The organism is Kribbella sp. CA-293567 (assembly GCF_027627575.1).
Lineage (GTDB): Bacteria > Actinomycetota > Actinomycetes > Propionibacteriales > Kribbellaceae > Kribbella.
This window is the reverse complement of sequence record NZ_CP114065.1, coordinates 1260487-1277589: the sequence shown is the minus strand read 5'-3', so window position 1 is coordinate 1277589 and position 17103 is coordinate 1260487. Positions and strand designations below refer to the sequence as shown.

General features: G+C 67.1%; 14 protein-coding genes. 2 read left to right on the top strand and 12 right to left on the bottom strand.

What is annotated here, in order from left to right; translation table 11 throughout:
• Window positions 1–25 precede the first annotated feature (25 nt).
• The 10 genes from rpsS to rpsL form a co-directional block, all read right to left on the bottom strand.
• Window positions 26–307 (bottom strand): 30S ribosomal protein S19, encoded by a 282-nt coding sequence (gene rpsS / locus OX958_RS06130; protein ID WP_020388105.1) that lies wholly within the window; start codon window positions 305–307, stop codon window positions 26–28.
• Window positions 308–322: 15 nt separating this feature from the next.
• A complete protein-coding gene (gene rplB / locus OX958_RS06125) occupies window positions 323–1156 on the bottom strand; it encodes a 50S ribosomal protein L2 (protein WP_020388106.1) in 834 nt (277 codons plus the stop codon).
• Entirely contained in the window at window positions 1156–1461 is a 306-nt protein-coding gene (rplW, locus tag OX958_RS06120; protein WP_270136185.1) for a 50S ribosomal protein L23, read from the bottom strand. Before rplW ends, rplB begins: the two co-directional genes overlap by 1 nt.
• A complete protein-coding gene (gene rplD / locus OX958_RS06115; RefSeq protein WP_270136184.1) occupies window positions 1458–2153 on the bottom strand; it encodes a 50S ribosomal protein L4 in 696 nt (231 codons plus the stop codon). Before rplD ends, rplW begins: the two co-directional genes overlap by 4 nt.
• Window positions 2150–2806, bottom strand: coding sequence for a 50S ribosomal protein L3 (gene rplC, locus OX958_RS06110; RefSeq protein WP_270136183.1), 657 nt, complete (start codon window positions 2804–2806; stop codon window positions 2150–2152). Before rplC ends, rplD begins: the two co-directional genes overlap by 4 nt.
• Window positions 2807–2822: 16 nt before the next feature.
• Window positions 2823–3131, bottom strand: a complete 309-nt coding sequence (rpsJ, locus tag OX958_RS06105) for a 30S ribosomal protein S10 (protein ID WP_012923688.1) — start codon at window positions 3129–3131, stop codon at window positions 2823–2825.
• A gap of 380 nt (window positions 3132–3511) precedes the next feature.
• On the bottom strand, window positions 3512–4705 hold the full coding sequence (gene tuf, locus OX958_RS06100; protein WP_270136182.1) for an elongation factor Tu: 1194 nt from the start codon (window positions 4703–4705) through the stop codon (window positions 3512–3514).
• A 72-nt stretch (window positions 4706–4777) separates the two neighbouring features.
• Complete coding sequence (fusA, locus tag OX958_RS06095; protein ID WP_270136181.1) at window positions 4778–6889, bottom strand: elongation factor G; 2112 nt, start codon at window positions 6887–6889, stop codon at window positions 4778–4780.
• Between the two features lie 74 nt (window positions 6890–6963).
• The gene (rpsG, locus tag OX958_RS06090) at window positions 6964–7434 is read right to left on the bottom strand and encodes a 30S ribosomal protein S7 (protein ID WP_270136180.1); all 471 of its coding nucleotides are present in this window, start codon (window positions 7432–7434) and stop codon (window positions 6964–6966) included.
• The gene (rpsL, locus tag OX958_RS06085) at window positions 7434–7808 is read right to left on the bottom strand and encodes a 30S ribosomal protein S12 (RefSeq protein WP_012923692.1); all 375 of its coding nucleotides are present in this window, start codon (window positions 7806–7808) and stop codon (window positions 7434–7436) included. Before rpsL ends, rpsG begins: the two co-directional genes overlap by 1 nt.
• Window positions 7809–8355: 547 nt before the next feature.
• Here rpsL and OX958_RS06080 point away from each other — a divergent pair.
• Both OX958_RS06080 and OX958_RS06075 read left to right on the top strand, forming a co-directional pair.
• Window positions 8356–10086: a DUF1800 domain-containing protein gene (locus tag OX958_RS06080; protein WP_270136179.1), complete on the top strand. Its 1731-nt coding sequence runs from the start codon at window positions 8356–8358 to the stop codon at window positions 10084–10086.
• Window positions 10087–10099: 13 nt separating this feature from the next.
• Window positions 10100–11461 (top strand): DUF1501 domain-containing protein, encoded by a 1362-nt coding sequence (locus tag OX958_RS06075; RefSeq protein ID WP_270136178.1) that lies wholly within the window; start codon window positions 10100–10102, stop codon window positions 11459–11461.
• Window positions 11462–11512: 51 nt separating this feature from the next.
• On the opposite strand, the gene OX958_RS06070 is transcribed toward OX958_RS06075, so the two are convergent.
• Both OX958_RS06070 and OX958_RS06065 read right to left on the bottom strand, forming a co-directional pair.
• Window positions 11513–12952, bottom strand: coding sequence for a nuclear transport factor 2 family protein (locus tag OX958_RS06070; protein WP_270136177.1), 1440 nt, complete (start codon window positions 12950–12952; stop codon window positions 11513–11515).
• Window positions 12953–13192: 240 nt separating this feature from the next.
• On the bottom strand, window positions 13193–17053 hold the full coding sequence (locus OX958_RS06065) for a DNA-directed RNA polymerase subunit beta' (protein ID WP_270136176.1): 3861 nt from the start codon (window positions 17051–17053) through the stop codon (window positions 13193–13195).
• Between the last annotated feature and the right edge of the window lie 50 nt (window positions 17054–17103).

Here is a 17103-nt window from a genome sequence, read left to right as displayed (position 1 = left end):
CTTGCGCGTCGTCAACTGACCGAGGTCAGCGACGCCGTGCCTTGCGGTCGTCCTTCTCGTGACCCTTGAACGTCCGGGTCGGGGCGAATTCGCCGAGCTTGTGCCCGACCATCGCGTCCGTCACGAACACCGGGACGTGCTTGCGCCCGTCGTGCACCGCGAGGGTGTGGCCGATCATGTCGGGAATGATCATCGATCGGCGCGACCAGGTCTTGATCACGTTCTTGGTGCCCTTTTCGTTCTGCACCTCCACCTTCTTGAGCAGGTGGTGGTCGACGAACGGGCCCTTCTTCAGGCTGCGTGGCATTCTGTCCGGCTCCTATCAGCGCTTCTTGCCGGCCTTGCGGCGCCGGACGATCATGCGGTCGCTTTCCTTGCGGCCGCGGGTGCGGCCCTCAGGCTGGCCCCACGGGGACACCGGGTGACGTCCACCGGAGGTCTTACCCTCACCACCACCGTGCGGGTGGTCGACCGGGTTCATCGCGACACCACGGACGGTCGGGCGCTTGCCCTTCCAGCGCATCCGGCCGGCCTTGCCCCAGTTGATGTTCGACTGCTCGCCGTTGCCGACCTCACCGAGGGTGGCGCGGCAGCGCACGTCGACCATCCGGACCTCGCCGGACGGCATCCGCAGGGTGGCCATCCGGCCCTCCTTGGCGACCAGCTGAACGCTGGCGCCGGCGGAGCGGGCCATCTTGGCGCCGCCACCGGGACGAAGCTCGACCGCGTGGATCGTCGAACCGACCGGGATGTTGCGCAGCGGCAGGTTGTTGCCGACCTTGATGTCCGCGGCCGGACCGTTCTCGATGATCGTGCCCTGCTCCAGCTTGGCCGGGGCGAGGATGTAGCGCTTCTCGCCGTCGACGTAGTGCAGCAGTGCGATCCGCGCGGTGCGGTTCGGGTCGTACTCGATGTGCGCGACCTTGGCCGGCACGCCGTCCTTGTCGTACCGCTTGAAGTCGATCAGGCGGTACGCCCGCTTGTGACCGCCACCGTGGTGCCGGGTGGTGATCTTGCCGGAGCTGTTCCGGCCGCCCTTCTTGGGCAGCGGACGCAGCAGCGACTTCTCGGGGGTCGAACGGGTGAGCTCGACGAAGTCGGCCACGCTGGAGCCACGACGGCCCGGCGTTGTCGGCTTGTATTTGCGGATACCCATTACGACTGGCCTCCGAAGATGTCGATGCGGTCGTCGCCGGAGAGGCTGACGATCGCACGCTTGGTGTCAGGACGCTTGCCCCAGCCCGTACGGGTACGGCGACGCTTGCCCTTGCGGTTGATCGTGTTGACGCTGGTCACGCGGACCTTGAACACCTTTTCGACCGCGAGCTTGATCTCGGTCTTGTTGGCGTCCGTGGCGACCTCGAACGTGTACTTCTGCTCATCCAGCAGGCCGTAGCTCTTCTCGCTCACGACCGGCCGCAGCAGCACGTCCCGCGGGTCCTTGTTGACTCCGTGGCTCATGCTTCTACCTCCTGCTCGGCTTCGGTCGACGTCGCGACAGCCTTGACGGACTTGCCCTTGGGCGTTCCGGCGACGAACGTGTCCAGCGACGCCTTGGTGAAGATCACCGCGTCGTTGCACAGCACGTCGTACGCGTTCAGCTGGTCGGCCGCGATCAGGTGCACGGTCGGCACGTTGCGCAGGCTGAGCAGCGAGATGTCGTCGTCGCGCTCGACCACGACGAGCACCTTGAGGAACTCGGTGACCTCGGCCAGGACTGCCTTGGCGGCCTTGGTGGACGGCGCGTCACCGTCGACGAACTGGTCGACGACGTGGACGCGACCTTCGCGGGCCCGGTCCGAGAGCGCTCCGCGCAGGGCGGCGGCGATCATCTTCTTCGGGGTCCGCTGGCTGTAGTCACGCGGCGTGGGGCCGTGGACGACGCCACCACCGGTGAACTGCGGCGCGCGGGTCGAGCCCTGACGGGCGCGGCCGGTGCCCTTCTGGCGGTACGGCTTGGCGCCACCACCGGACACCTCGCCACGGCGCTTGACCTTGTGCGTGCCCTGACGGGCGGCGGCCAGCTGCGCCACGACGACCTGGTGGATCAACGGGATGTTGACCTGGACGTCGAACAGCTCGGCGGGGAGCTCCGCGGAGCCCTTCTTGCTGACCTTGTCGCCCTTCACGACGACGATGTCAACGGTGCTCATTTGGTAGCTCCCTTCGCGGCGTTGCGGATCAGCACGAGGCCGCCCTTGGGGCCGGGAACGGCACCCTTGAGCAGGATCAGGCCGCGCTCGGTGTCGATCGCGTGGACCGTCACGTTCTGCGTGGTGACCTTCTCGTGGCCCATCCGGCCGGACATCTTCATTCCCTTGAAGACGCGACCGGGGGTCGCGCACCCGCCGATGGAACCCGGCGAACGGTGCTTCTTGTGCACACCGTGGGTGGCGCGGAGGCCGTGGAAGCCGTGTCGCTTCATGACACCGGCGAATCCCTTGCCCTTGCTGGTGGCGGAGACGTCGACGATCTCGCCCGCGGCGAACGCCTCGGCGTTGATCTCCTGGCCGAGCGTGTACTCGCTGGCGTCAGGGGTGCGCAGCTCGAGCAGGTGGCGGCGAGGAGTCACGCCGGCCTTCTCGAAGTGGCCGCGCATCGGCGAGGTCACCTTGCGGGGGTCGATGTCGCCGTAGGCGATCTGCACGCCGTCGTAGCCGTGGCTGGAGGAGGTACGCACCTCGGTCACCACACACGGGCCGGCCTGGATCACGGTGACGGGGACGACTCGGTTGTTCTCGTCCCAGGTCTGGGTCATGCCGAGCTTGGTGCCCAGCAGACCGCGCGTGTTCTTGAATTTGCTCATTGGCTGTTCGCGTCCCTCAGAGCTTGATCTCGATGTCGACACCAGCCGGCAGGTCGAGACGCATCAGCGAGTCGACGGTCTTCGGCGTGGGGTCGATGATGTCGATGAGCCGCTTGTGGGTGCGCATCTCGAAGTGCTCGCGGCTGTCCTTGTACTTGTGCGGCGAGCGGATGACGCAGAACACGTTCTTTTCCGTCGGCAACGGCACCGGGCCAGCAACCTTCGCACCAGTACGCGTCACCGTGTCGACGATCTTGCGCGCCGAACTGTCGATGACCTCGTGGTCGTAGGCCTTCAGCCGGATGCGGATCTTTTGTCCCGCCATCGCTTCGCTACGTCCTTCTCTTCGTCTTCGTCTTTGTCGCTCCGACCCCCGCGGTCGGGTGTGTCGCGGACGCGGCACGCGCGTCACCACACACTTTCGACCCTGGGATGGAGATCGGGGCCCGGTCTCGGACCGGCACCTCGGCAGTGTTTCCGGTGCGGCGCACCGGCCAGAACATGTCCTGGGGCGCGCCCCGGCAACCTCGCCTGAGCAACCTGAATATTGTGCCAGAGATCGGCGTCGAAACGCCAATCGGGTGGCTTTGCACCCGGTGGATCCGGAACCGTTCCGGGGTCACCGACCCCGACTTGCCCCGGATCCGGGGGCAAAGCAGAGGTCCGCGGGGGCTCAGACTGCGAGCCCTCGCGGACCTCGTGTGATCACTTGATGATCTTGGTGACCCGGCCGGCGCCGACGGTGCGGCCACCTTCACGGATCGCGAACCGCAGGTTCTCTTCCATCGCGATCGGCTGGATCAGCTCGACCGCCATCTCGGTGTTGTCGCCCGGCATGACCATCTCGGTGCCCTCGGGCAGCGTGACGACGCCGGTGACGTCCGTGGTGCGGAAGTAGAACTGCGGGCGGTAGTTCTGGAAGAACGGCGTGTGACGGCCGCCCTCCTCCTTGGAGAGGATGTAGACCGACGCCTCGAAGTTCGTGTGCGGCGTCGTGGTGCCCGGCTTGATGACGACCATGCCGCGCTCGACGTCTTCGCGCTTGGTGCCACGAAGCAGCAGACCGACGTTCTCACCGGCCTGGCCCTCGTCGAGCAGCTTGCGGAACATCTCGATACCGGTGACCGTGCTGGTCTGCTTCTCCGGACGGATTCCGACGATGTCGACGGTCTCGTTGACCTTGACGACGCCGCGCTCGATCCGGCCGGTGATGACGGTACCGCGACCCGTGATGGTGAAGACATCCTCCACCGGCATCAGGAACGGCTTGTCGATCTCGCGCTCCGGCTGCGGGATGTAGTTGTCGACCGCGTCCATCAGGTTGAGGATGGACTGGCCCCACTTCTCGTCACCCTGCAGTGCCGGGTGCGCCGCGACCTGGACGACCGGGACGTTGTCCCCGTCGAACTCCTGCTCGGAGAGCAGCTCGCGGACCTCGAGCTCGACGAGCTCCAGGATCTCCTCGTCGTCGACCATGTCGCACTTGTTCAGGGCGACGACCATCGCCGGCACGCCGACCTGACGGGCGAGCAGCACGTGCTCACGCGTCTGGGGCATCGGGCCGTCGGTGGCGGCGACGACCAGGATCGCACCGTCCATCTGGGCCGCACCGGTGATCATGTTCTTGATGTAGTCCGCGTGTCCCGGGCAGTCAACGTGCGCGTAGTGCCGGGCCTCGGTCTGGTACTCGACGTGCGCGATGGAGATGGTGATACCGCGCTGACGCTCTTCCGGCGCCTTGTCGATCTGGTCGAAGGCCGACGCCTCGTTGAGGGTCGGGTACTTGTCGTGCAGCACCTTGGTGATCGCCGCGGTAAGAGTCGTCTTACCGTGGTCGATGTGACCGATGGTGCCGATGTTGACGTGCGGCTTAGTCCGCTCGAACTTCGCCTTAGCCACTGGGGCCCTCCTGGAAAGTGTTGACTTACGCCGTACGCCGACGCGCTGTGGGTTGGTTGGTCCGGAGCGAGATTACTCGCCGCGGGCCTTCTTGATGATCTCTTCCGCCACGTTCTTCGGAACCTCGGCGTAGGAATCGAACTGCATCGAGTACGACGCACGGCCCTGGGTCTTCGACCGCAGGTCCCCGACGTACCCGAACATCTCGGACAATGGCACCGAGGCCTTGATGGCCCTGGAGCCACCGGGTCCGTCGGCCATCGACTGGATCGAGCCTCGACGTGAGTTGAGGTCACCGATCACTTCACCCATGTAGTCCTCAGGGGTGAGCACCTCGACCGCGAACATCGGCTCGAGGATGATCGGCTGCGCCCGGCGGGCGGCGTCCTTGAAGGCCATCGAACCGGCGATCTTGAACGCCAGCTCGGACGAGTCGACATCGTGGTAGGCGCCGTCGGTCAGCGTGACCTTGACGTCCACCATCGGGTAGCCGGCCAGGACGCCGAACTCCATCGCTTCCTGCGCGCCTTCATCCACCGAAGGGATGTACTCGCGCGGGATCCGGCCACCGGTGACGGCGTTGACGAACTCGTACCCGCCCTCACCACCGGCCTCGACCGAAGTCGGCTCGATGTTGATGATCACACGCGCGAACTGACCCGAACCACCGGTCTGCTTCTTGTGCGTGTAGTCGACCTTCTCGACCTTCTTCTTGATCGTCTCGCGGTAGGCGACCTGGGGCTTGCCGACGTTGGCCTCGACGCGGAACTCGCGCTTCATCCGGTCGACCAGCACCTCGAGGTGCAGCTCACCCATCCCGGCGATGATCGTCTGGCCGGTGTCCTCGTCGGTCCGGACCTGGAAGGTCGGGTCCTCGTCGGCCAGGCGCTGGATCGCGACGCCGAGCTTCTCCTGGTCGGCCTTCGACTTCGGCTCGATGGCGACCGAGATCACCGGGGCCGGGAAGGTCATCGACTCGAGCAGCACCGGCTTGGCCGGGTCGCACAGGGTCTCGCCGGTGGTGGTGTCCTTCAGACCCATCACGGCGACGATGTGGCCGGCGCCGACCGACGCGATCTCCTCACGCTTGTTCGCGTGCATGCGGTAGATCTTGCCGATCCGCTCCTTGCGGCCCTTCGTCGGGTTCAGCACCTGGGTGCCGGTCTCGAGCTTGCCCGAGTAGACCCGGATGAAGGTCAGCTTGCCCAGGTGCGGGTCCGCCGCGATCTTGAAGGCCAGCGCCGAGAAGGGCTCGGAGTCGTCCGGCTTGCGCAGGACCACCTCGGTGCCGTCCTTGATGTCGTGACCCTCGATGTCGGGGACGTCGAGCGGGCTCGGCAGGTAGGCGTTGATCGCGTCGAGCAGGGGCTGGACGCCCTTGTTCTTGAACGCGGTACCGGTCAGCACGGGGGTCAGCTTGGAGGCGATCGTCGCGCGGCGGATGCCGGCCACGATCTGCTCCTGGGTCGGCTGCTCGCCTTCCAGGTACTGCTCCATGATCTCGTCGTCGGCCTCGGCCAGCGTCTCGATCAGCTTGTCGCGCCACTCGGCGGCGATCTCGGTGTGCGTCGCCGGGATCTCCTCGACGGTGTAGTCCTCACCCATCGTGGTCTCGCCACGCCAGGTCAGCGCGCGCATCCCGACCAGGTCGACGACACCGATGAAGTCACCCTCGGAGCCGATCGGCAGCTGCAGCACCAGCGGCACCGCGGCCAGCCGGTCGACGATCATGTCGACGCAGCGCATGAACTCGGCGCCGGTCCGGTCGAGCTTGTTGACGAAGCAGATCCGCGGTACGCCGTACCGGTCCGCCTGACGCCACACGGTCTCGGACTGCGGCTCCACACCCGCGACACCGTCGAAGACCGCGACCGCGCCGTCGAGGACGCGCAGCGAGCGCTCCACCTCGACGGTGAAGTCGACGTGCCCGGGGGTGTCGATGATGTTGATGGTGTGGTCTTTCCAGGTGCAGGTCGTCGCGGCGGACGTGATGGTGATGCCGCGCTCCTGCTCCTGCTCCATCCAGTCCATCGTGGCGGCGCCGTCGTGGACCTCACCGATCTTGTAGGTGATGCCGGTGTAGAAGAGGATCCGCTCGGTCGTCGTCGTCTTGCCGGCGTCGATGTGGGCCATGATGCCGATGTTGCGCACCATGCTCAGGTCGGTGGTGATTTGTACGGCCACCTCGGTGGTCTACCTCTCGCTTCTGTCTAGCTTCAAAGAAGGTGAACATGGGGGCCCGGACTCCGGGCCCCGGCTCACCAGCGGTAGTGGGCGAAAGCCTTGTTGGCTTCGGCCATCTTGTGCGTGTCCTCGCGGCGCTTGACTGCGGCACCCAGACCGTTCGACGCGTCCAGGATCTCGTTCATCAGGCGCTCGGCCATCGTCTTCTCGCGACGGGCCCGGGAGTACGACGTCATCCAGCGCAGGGCGAGCGTGGTCGAGCGACCGGGCTTGACCTCGATCGGCACCTGGTAGGTGGCTCCACCGACACGGCGGCTCTTCACCTCGATGCTGGGCTTCACGTTGTCCAGTGCGCGCTTCAACGTGATGACGGGATCGGTGCCGGTCTTCGTCCGGGTGCCTTCGAGCGCCGTGTAGACGATGCTCTGGGCGATCTGCTTCTTGCCGTCGACCAGGATCTTGGAGATCAACTGGGTGACGAGCGGCGAGCTGTAGACCGGGTCGATGATGACCGGCCGCTTCGGGGCGGGACCCTTACGCGGCATTAGCTCTTCTCCTTCTTCGCGCCGTAACGGCTGCGAGCCTGCTTCCGGTTCTTCACACCCTGGGTGTCGAGCGAACCGCGGATGATCTTGTACCGGACACCCGGGAGGTCCTTCACACGACCACCACGCACGAGCACGATCGAGTGCTCCTGCAGGTTGTGGCCGACGCCGGGGATGTAGGCGGTGACCTCAATGCCGCTGGTGAGGCGAACACGAGCGACCTTACGAAGAGCGGAGTTCGGCTTCTTCGGAGTGGTCGTGTAGACGCGCGTGCACACACCACGACGCTGAGGGGAACCCTTCAGGGCCGGCGTCTTGTTCTTGGACACCTTGTCCTGGCGGCCCTTGCGGACCAACTGCTGGATGGTGGGCACCGCGTAGGTCTCTTTCTGTCGTCCGGTCGGTTGCTGCGCGCCTGACCCCCGCGGTCGGGTGTGTCGCATGGGCACGGACAAGCCGGAGTCATAAACTTTCTGACTGTCGGCAGAAGTCCCGTGCCACGCGCTGTCCCGAATTTGAGAGGGGCACGCATGACGGCCCAGGATGACCCGGGCACGATCGTTAAGACTAGCGGCTGCCTCATGCACGGTCAAAACAAGACACCGTGCGATGCAAAGGCGCAGCCGCGCTGTCAGTCTACCGGATCATCGACGGCACTCCTGACGCGGCGGGGCCGGGCCATACCGATTCCGAATGTCTGATCGAGGTAAAGGTCCCGCCGCACCGGTTCCGGCAGGCGGAGTTTGCGGCATAGTCACGCTCATCCGGTGTAACAGCCTGATAACGGGGATCTGCCGCACACCTTCGCTTCCGCCTGGAGAACCACCCGTGGAACACGGTCCCGCCCCCTCGAACCGTCCCCGCCTCACCGCGGACGAGCAGCCGCCGCCAGGTCCTACCGCCCCAAGGACCCTGTCGCCGGTGGCCCGCCGGGCGGCCATCGGTGCCGTCGCAGGCACCCTGGCCGCCGGCGGGTTGGCTGCGGAGATCATCAGCCGCCCAGACACGCTGCAGAACCGCGTGCTCGCCGCATCTCCTCCCAGAGACCCCGCCCGTACGACGGCAGCCCGCGCCAAGGTCGCCCAGCAGCCGAGTCTCGCCACCGCCGGCGAGGACCGTGACTCCAGCTTCGTCGCAGCCAAGAAGTCAAAGGTCGCCACCCAGACCGGCAAACCCCAGGAGTACGCCGGCTACGCGGCTGCCGCCAAGGCCGGAAGCGCCTCCCCCGGCCTGCTGGTCAGCAAGAGCGGGCCGCTGACCGACGCGCAGGCCCGGCGCCATCTGCTCAACAGGGCGACCTTCGGCCCCCGGCCGGCCGACGTACAGAGTCTCGAGAAGCTCGGGATCGACAAGTGGCTGGCAGCTCAACTGTCGCCGACGGCAACGGACCCGGCCGGAGACCAGGCCTGGAAGGCGGTCAAACTGGCCGGCGCCGACCCGGCCACCGTCCGGCGGTCCATCCCGGAGTACTCCTGGGAAGCCATGTTCCACACCGGGTTCGCGACGCTGGGCCGGCAGGTCTTCGGCAGCCGGCAGCTCTTCGAGGTCGTCGTCGACGTCTTCGCCAACCATCTGCACGTCGCGACGCCGTCCGACCGCGGCTGGGACGTCGCGCCGCAGTACGCGGTGTCGGTGATCCGGCGACACGCATTCGGCCGGTACGGCGACATGCTGAAGGCCGCGATGCGGCACCCCGCGATGCTGCGCTTCCTCGACAACGACGCGTCGACCCGCGACAGCGTCAACGAGAACCTCGGCCGCGAGCTCCTGGAACTGCACACGGTCGGAGTCTCCTCCGGCTATACAGAGAAGGACGTGCGGGCCAGTGCCTATGTACTGAGCGGGCGCGGCGCCACCAAGGAAGGCGCCTTCGAGTACGACGCCGACAAGCACCGGACCGGCCGGGTGAAGGTGCTCACCTGGTCCGCGACCAACAGTTCGGCCACGGGCGGTCTCGCCACCGGCGATCGCTATCTCGACTACCTGGCCAGGCATCCCGCGACAGCGCGCGCCATCGCCCGCAAACTCGTCGTACGGTTCGTCGCCGACTCTCCCCCGGCCGAGCTGGTCGACCGGCTGGCTCAGATCTACCTGCGCAACAACACGGCGATCCTGCCGATGCTCACGGCGCTGTTCCGTAGCAGCGAGTTCTGGAACTCCCTCGGCCAGAAGACGAAGCGGCCACTGGAAGATGTCGTGAGCAGCGCCCGGGCGCTCGACCTGCCGTTCGGGCCGGCCACCGCCAAAGGCCTCGAGGCCGTCTACTGGGAGCTCAACAATCTCGGCCATGCACCGCTGGCCTGGCCCTCCCCCAACGGCTACCCCGACGTCGCACCGGCGTGGGCCTCCGCCGGTCAGATGCTGGAGCGCTGGTCGATGCACCGCGCCATGACCTATGGCTGGTGGGAAGGCATGAAGCACACGAAGTTGCCGGCGGCTCTGCGTCCTCGCAAGGGCGACACATACCGCGAGTGGTTCGACCGGCTGGGCGAGCGGCTGATCGGGCAACGCCCCGACGCCCGGCAGCGCACCGCCCTGTCCACGTTCGTCCAGGCCAAGCCCACCGCACGGGTCGACCACGGGCGGATGGAGTGGCAGGCGGGGCATGTCGTCGCCTTGGTTCTCGACTCCCCGCAGTTCCTGGCCCGGTGAAGGAGACCAGCTCATGAGAGACACACTCGCCTCCTTGCACCCCGACTGCCCCGACTGGCGCCGTCTCGGCCCGACCCCGGCCGACGCCGTACTGCGAGCCGGCGCCGCGGCGGTGACGGCCGATGCGGAAGACAGAGAGTCGCAGTGGAGTCACGGCTTCACCAGACGTCGCCTGCTGGCAGGTGGTCTGGGAGTGGGCGTTGCCGCCATGACCACCCAACTGGTGACCACCCGCGTCTCCTGGGCCGCACCTGGCGCTGACCCCGGTGGCACGTTGATCGTGGTGTTCCTGCGCGGCGGTATGGACGGCTTGTCAGTACTGGTGCCGGCCGACGATCCCAACCTGCTCAAGGCTCGGCCGTCGATCGCCGTACGGGCTGCTTCTCTGCTCGACCTGCAACGCGGGTTCGGGATGCACCCGGCGCTGGCTCCCCTTCAGCCACTGATGACGGGTGGCCGGCTGGCCGCCGTACCGGCTGTGTCGACGCCGGATCTGACTCGGAGCCACTTCCAGGCGCAGGACTGTCTGGAGCGTGGCGGAGCGGCAAAGTCGTCGGTTCAGTCCGGCTGGCTCGACAGAGTCCTGCAGGAGCTAGGACCCGGTACTACGTTCCGCGGGCTGGGGATCGGCGCCCGGATGAGCCGTTCGCTGCTGGGTGACTCCAACCCCGTCATGCTGACGTCACTGAAGGACTTCACCGTCAAGGGAATCGACGGGGTCGCGCCACAGACCCTCGCGGCTCTCAAAACGCTCTACACAGGCATTGACCATCCCCTGGGGGTGCAGGGGCTCGATGCCTTGCAGGCCTCGGCACAGGCGCAGAGTTATGCGAAGCAGCAAACGACACCGGCCAAGGAGCGTGGCTATCCGGACGGAGAGTTCGGTGCGGCCCTGTCGACGCTGGCGCAGCTGATCAAGGCCAAGGCCGGAGTGCGGGTCGCCACTGTCGATCTGGGCGGCTGGGACATGCACACCGGTCTCGGCACCGTGGACGGTGGCGACATGACCAACTCGCTGAAGACCGTGGCGACGGCACTCGCCGCGTTCGCTGCCGAGCTGGGACCTGAGCTCGACAACACCACTGTGGTGACGATGAGCGAGTTCGGCCGGCGGGTCGAGCAGAACGCGAACAGCGGCACGGACCACGGGCACGGCGGTGTCGCGCTGGTGCTGGGTGGCGGGGTCAGGGGTGGAGTGCACGGACGGTGGGAGGGACTGGCGTCCGGCGTACTGGATCAGGGGGACGTGCCCGGCACCAACGACTACCGCGACGTGCTGTCGGAGATCGTGATGCGGCGGCTGGGGCTCAGCGAAGGCCAGGCAGGCAAGGTCTTTCCGGGCTGGAAGCCGTCACCGCTCGGCATCATGGCGTGAGCGGAGTTCGGGCGCACCGGACAGTGCGCCCGAACTCCTTCGCCGGAACCCTCAGGCCAGGAAACGAACCTCGGTGATCAGGCCGTCCTGCACCTGGTAGAGCGCCACCGTCGGGGTGCCGTCGGTCACGGTCTGCTCGACCACCCAGTTCCCCACCAGCATCCGGTGCACCAGTTCGCGCTGGCAGTCGCCGGCCTCGAACTGCGGCCGGTAGTGCTCACGCAGGGAACGCCGTCCCCGCATCACCGGTCCGTCGGCGAACTGGAGCAGCGCCGTCGGCGAGTACATCGCGAGGAACGCCTCCAGATCGTGCGCCTCGAACGCCGCATGCACTCTGGCCACCACCCGGGAGGCCGCGGTCTCCGCCGGCAAGCTGGTGGTGGGCGAAGTCTGCTGACTGGCGGGCGCAGCAGCCTTCTCGGCTCCCCCGGCCCGCTCGGCCGCAGGGGCTGCCGGGGCAGCTGAGCCGGCGCTGACAGTTGCCGCCTCGGTCGGGACGGTGGCACGCGCGGCAGGCGGGGCTACCAGGCCGGTGGACGCCGTAGCCGCGCCGGTGGAGGCGCTGGATGTGCCTGCGGAGCCGCTGGGCGTGGTCGCCGTAGAGGCAGCGCTGTTGCTTGGGCGGGCCGGGGCTGCGGTGCCGGCTGCCCGGGCGCCGGCAGGAGCCTTGGTGGCCTGGTTGGCGGGAGCTGGGATGGTGGTGGCTGGAATGGGGAGCTGACTGGGTGCGGTGGGGTCTTCGCCCAAGTGGGCGATGGCCCAGTCGAGGGCCTTGGTCACCGCGGCGCGGGACTCTTCGCTGTGGTCGAGCATGTCGAAGCCGTGTTGCCCTTTCGGTACGTCGATGATGTCCAGCGCGGCGCCACCGGCGGAGACGAACTCCGCCACCGGTCGGGCGAGTTCTTCACGCTCGCGGCCGACCCTCGTCAGCAGCACCGGCAGGACTTTGTTTGATACTTTTCCGGCCCCACCGCCCCGATCGTATTTGCCGATCACTTCGGCGGCGGAAACCAGTTCGTCGACACCGGGCGGAGTGGCGAGCAGGGGATAGGTCAGGGCGACGGCGCGCAGCCAGTCGGGGCGGCTGTCCAGCCACTCCCCCGCCAGCAGTCCGGCGCCGGAGAAGAACCAGAGCACGACCCGCTCCGGATTCACCTGCGGGTCGGCGCGCAGGATGCCGACGGCAGCCTCCACGTCGTCCGCGGCGGTGGTCAGCTGGTCGAGTCCGCGGATCAGGCTGTGGTCGACCGTGACGGCCACCTGGCCGCGCTGAGCGATGGCTGCGGCGTACCCCTGGAAGACGGGCCAGTCGCGCGGCTGCACCTCGAGATCGGCGGGCATCGGCCCACCGTGGACCAGCAGGACCGCGCCGGTCCGGGCGGACCCGTCCGGCCGGTGGAAGTCGAGTGCTCCGACCCTCTCGACGCGGTGCTCCGCTCCCTGCGCGACGTCCAGCACGAACGGTTGCAGGTGCGGCGGAAGCTCGGTCATACGCGTCATCTTCGCGCATCCCGCCGACACTTCCACGCCGACCCCTCGCAACACTCCGCAGCCGTCCGAACACCCTCGGCGTGTCGTCCCACCAGCAACACCCGTAACCCCTGCCGCTACGGCGATCCGGCCGGTTCCACCCTCGTTGCCGTTAGCAACAAGGGCTTTCGGCGACTTCGGAAACGCCGCGAGGGCGGCACCCCTTGGTAGGAGTGCCGCCCTCGACGGGGTGCTGCAGGACTACTTCTGGTACGAGCCCAGATCGAAGTCGTCGAGCGGGACCGATTGCCCGGCGGACGGACCGAAGTCGTAGTCGTACGACTCGTAGCCGACCATCGAGTACATCGCGGCCTTCGCCTCCTCGGTGGGCTCCACCCGGATGTTGCGGTACCGGTCCATGCCGGTACCCGCCGGGATCAGCTTTCCGATGATGACGTTCTCCTTCAGACCGACCAGCGAGTCGGACTTGCCGTGGATCGCGGCCTCGGTCAGGACCCGGGTCGTCTCCTGGAAGGAGGCGGCCGACAGCCACGACTCGGTCGCGAGCGACGCCTTGGTGATCCCCATCAGCACCGGACGACCCGAGGCCGGCGTACCGCCCTCGGCCACGACGCGACGGTTCTCGGCCTCGAACAGCAACCGGTCCGCCAGCTCACCCGGCAGCAGGTTCGCCTCGCCGGACTCGATCACCGTGACCCGGCGCAGCATCTGCCGGACGATGATCTCGATGTGCTTGTCGTGGATGGCCACACCCTGCGACCGGTACACGGCCTGGACCTCGTCGACCAGGTGCTCCTGCGCCTTGCGGATACCCAGGATGCGCAGAACTTCCTGCGGGTCCGGAGTACCTTGCGTCAGCTGCTGGCCGACCTCGACCTGCTGACCGTCCTCGATCAGCAACCGGGCCCGCTTCGACACCGGGTAGGCGACCTCCTCGGAACCGTCGTCCGGGGTGAGCACCAGCTTCCGGGTCTTGTCGGTGTCCTCGATCGCGATCCGGCCGGCAGCTTCACCGATCGGCGCCTTGCCCTTGGGCTGGCGAGCCTCGAAGAGCTCGACCACACGCGGCAGACCGTGGGTGATGTCATCACCCGCGACACCACCGGTGTGGAAGGTACGCATCGTCAGCTGCGTACCGGGCTCACCGATGGACTGCGCCGCGATGATGCCGACGGCCTCACCGATGTCGACCGGCTTGCCGGTCGCCAGCGAACGGCCGTAGCACTTCGCGCAGGTCCCCGTCTTGGCGTCACAGGTCAGCACGGAGCGGACCTTGACCTGCTCGATCCCCGCGGCCACCAGAGCGGCGATGGACACATCGCCCAGGTCGCTGCCGGCGGCCAGTACCAGGGCGCCCTTGGCGTCGAACGTGTCGGTGGCCAGGGTGCGTGCGTACGCGCTGGTCTCCACGTTCTCGGCGTGCACGACCTTGCCGTCCGGACCGGGCTCGCCGATCAGCTTCGGCAGACCACGCTCGGTACCGCAGTCCTCCTCGCGGATGATGACGTCCTGCGACACGTCCACCAGACGACGGGTCAGGTACCCCGAGTCGGCGGTCCGCAGCGCGGTGTCGGCAAGACCCTTACGAGCACCGTGGGTGGCGATGAAGTACTCGACCACCGACAGGCCCTCGCGGAAGTTGGACTTGATCGGCCGGGCGATGATCTCGCCCTTCGGGTTGGCCACCAGACCACGCATACCGGCGATCTGCCGGATCTGCATCATGTTTCCGCGCGCACCCGAGTGCACCATCATCCAGATCGGGTTGGCCTTGGCGAAGTTCTCCTCCATCGCCTTGCCGACCTCGGCGTTGGCGCCGGTCCAGATCTCGATCAGTTCCTGCCGCCGCTCGGACGAGGTGATCAGACCCCGCTCGAACTGCTTCTGGACCTTCTCGGCCTGGGCCTCGTAGCGCGCCATGATCTCGGGCTTGCTCGGCGGCGTGCTGAAGTCGTCGATCGACACCGTGACACCGGAACGGGTGGCCCAGCGGAAACCGAGATCCTTCAGCGCGTCCAGGCAGTAGGCCACCTGGACCTTGGAGTAGCGCTCGGCCAGATCGTTGACGATCGAGCCCAGCTGCTTCTTGCCGACCTCGGCGTCCACGAAGGTGTAGTCGCTCGGCAGCGCCTCGTTGAACAGGGCGCGACCCAGCGTGGTCTCCAGCGAGAACCCACCGTTCGGGCGCTCCGCCGAGCCGGCCGGCGCACCGGCCTGGTCGAGCCGGAGCGTGATCTTGGCCTGCAGCGACAGCTCCTTGCGGTCGAAGGCCATCAGGGCCTCCGCCAGCGAGCTGAACGCCCGGCCTTCGCCGAGCTCGCCTTCCTTGAGCATCGTCAGGAAGTAGATGCCGATGATCATGTCCTGGGTCGGCATCGTGACCGGACGGCCGTCAGCAGGCTTCAGGATGTTGTTCGTCGACAGCATCAGGATCCGGGCCTCGGCCTGCGCCTCGGCCGACAGCGGCAGGTGCACCGCCATCTGGTCACCGTCGAAGTCCGCGTTGAACGCGGAGCAGACGAGCGGGTGGATCTGGATCGCCTTGCCCTCGATCAGCTGGGGCTCGAACGCCTGGATGCCCAGCCGGTGCAGCGTGGGCGCCCGGTTCAGCAGTACCGGGTGCTCGGTGATGACCTCTTCCAGCACGTCCCAGACCTGGGCGCGCTGACGCTCGACCATCCGCTTGGCGGACTTGATGTTCTGCGCGTGGTTGAGGTCGACCAGCCGCTTCATCACGAACGGCTTGAACAGCTCCAGCGCCATCGCCTTCGGCAGACCGCACTGGTGCAGCTTCAGCTGCGGACCGACCACGATGACGGAACGGCCCGAGTAGTCGACGCGCTTGCCGAGCAGGTTCTGACGGAACCGGCCCTGCTTGCCCTTGAGCATGTCGGACAGCGACTTCAGCGGCCGGTTGCCCGGGCCGGTGACCGGACGGCCACGACGGCCGTTGTCGAACAGTGCGTCGACGGCCTCCTGCAGCATCCGCTTCTCGTTGTTGACGATGATCTCCGGCGCGCCCAGGTCGAGCAGACGCTTGAGCCGGTTGTTGCGGTTGATCACCCGGCGGTACAGGTCGTTCAGGTCGGAGGTGGCGAACCGGCCACCGTCGAGCTGGACCATCGGCCGCAGGTCCGGCGGGATCACCGGAACGCAGTCGAGCACCATGCCCATCGGGCTGTTGTTGGTGGCCAGGAACGCGGTGACGACCTTGAGCCGCTTCAGTGCCCGCGTCTTGCGCTGGCCCTTGCCGGTCTTGATCGTCTCGCGCAGGCTGGCCGCCTCCGCCTTCAGGTCGAAGGTCTGCAGGCGCCGCTGGATCGCGGCGGCACCCATCGCGCCCTCGAAGTACTTGCCGAACCGCTCCTTCATGGCGCGGTACAGGATCTCGTCGCCTTCGAGGTCCTGGACCTTGAGGCTCTTGAACCGGCTCCAGACCTCGTCGAGGCGGTCGATCTCGCGCTGCGCACGGTCACGCAGCTGCTTGACCTCACGCTCCGCGCCTTCCTTCACCTTGCGGCGAACGTCGGCCTTCGCGCCCTCGGCCTCGAGCTGGGCGAGGTCCTCCTCGAGCTTCTTCATCCGGGTCTCGATGTCGTTGTCGCGCCGGCCCTCGAGCTGCTTGCGCTCGACATCGGTCCGGCCCTCCAGCGACGAGAGGTCGCGGTGCCGCGCGTCCTCGTCGACGTCGGTGATCATGTACGCCGCGAAGTAGATGACCTTCTCGAGGTCCTTCGGGGCGAGGTCGAGCAGGTAGCCGAGTCGCGACGGGACACCCTTGAAGTACCAGATGTGGGTGACCGGCGCGGCCAGCTCGATGTGGCCCATCCGCTCGCGGCGCACCTTGGAGCGGGTGACCTCGACGCCACACCGCTCACAGATGATGCCCTTGAAGCGAACCCGCTTGTACTTACCGCAGTAGCACTCCCAGTCCCGGGTGGGACCGAAGATCTTCTCGCAGAACAGACCGTCACGCTCGGGCTTGAGCGTCCGGTAGTTGATCGTCTCGGGCTTCTTGACCTCGCCGTGCGACCACTGGCGGATCTCATCCGCGGTCGCCAGGCCGATCCGAAGCTCGTCGAAGAAGTTCACGTCGAGCACGATGTGTTATCTCCCGATTGTCAAAAGTTGGGTCTGAGTGAGTTGGTTGT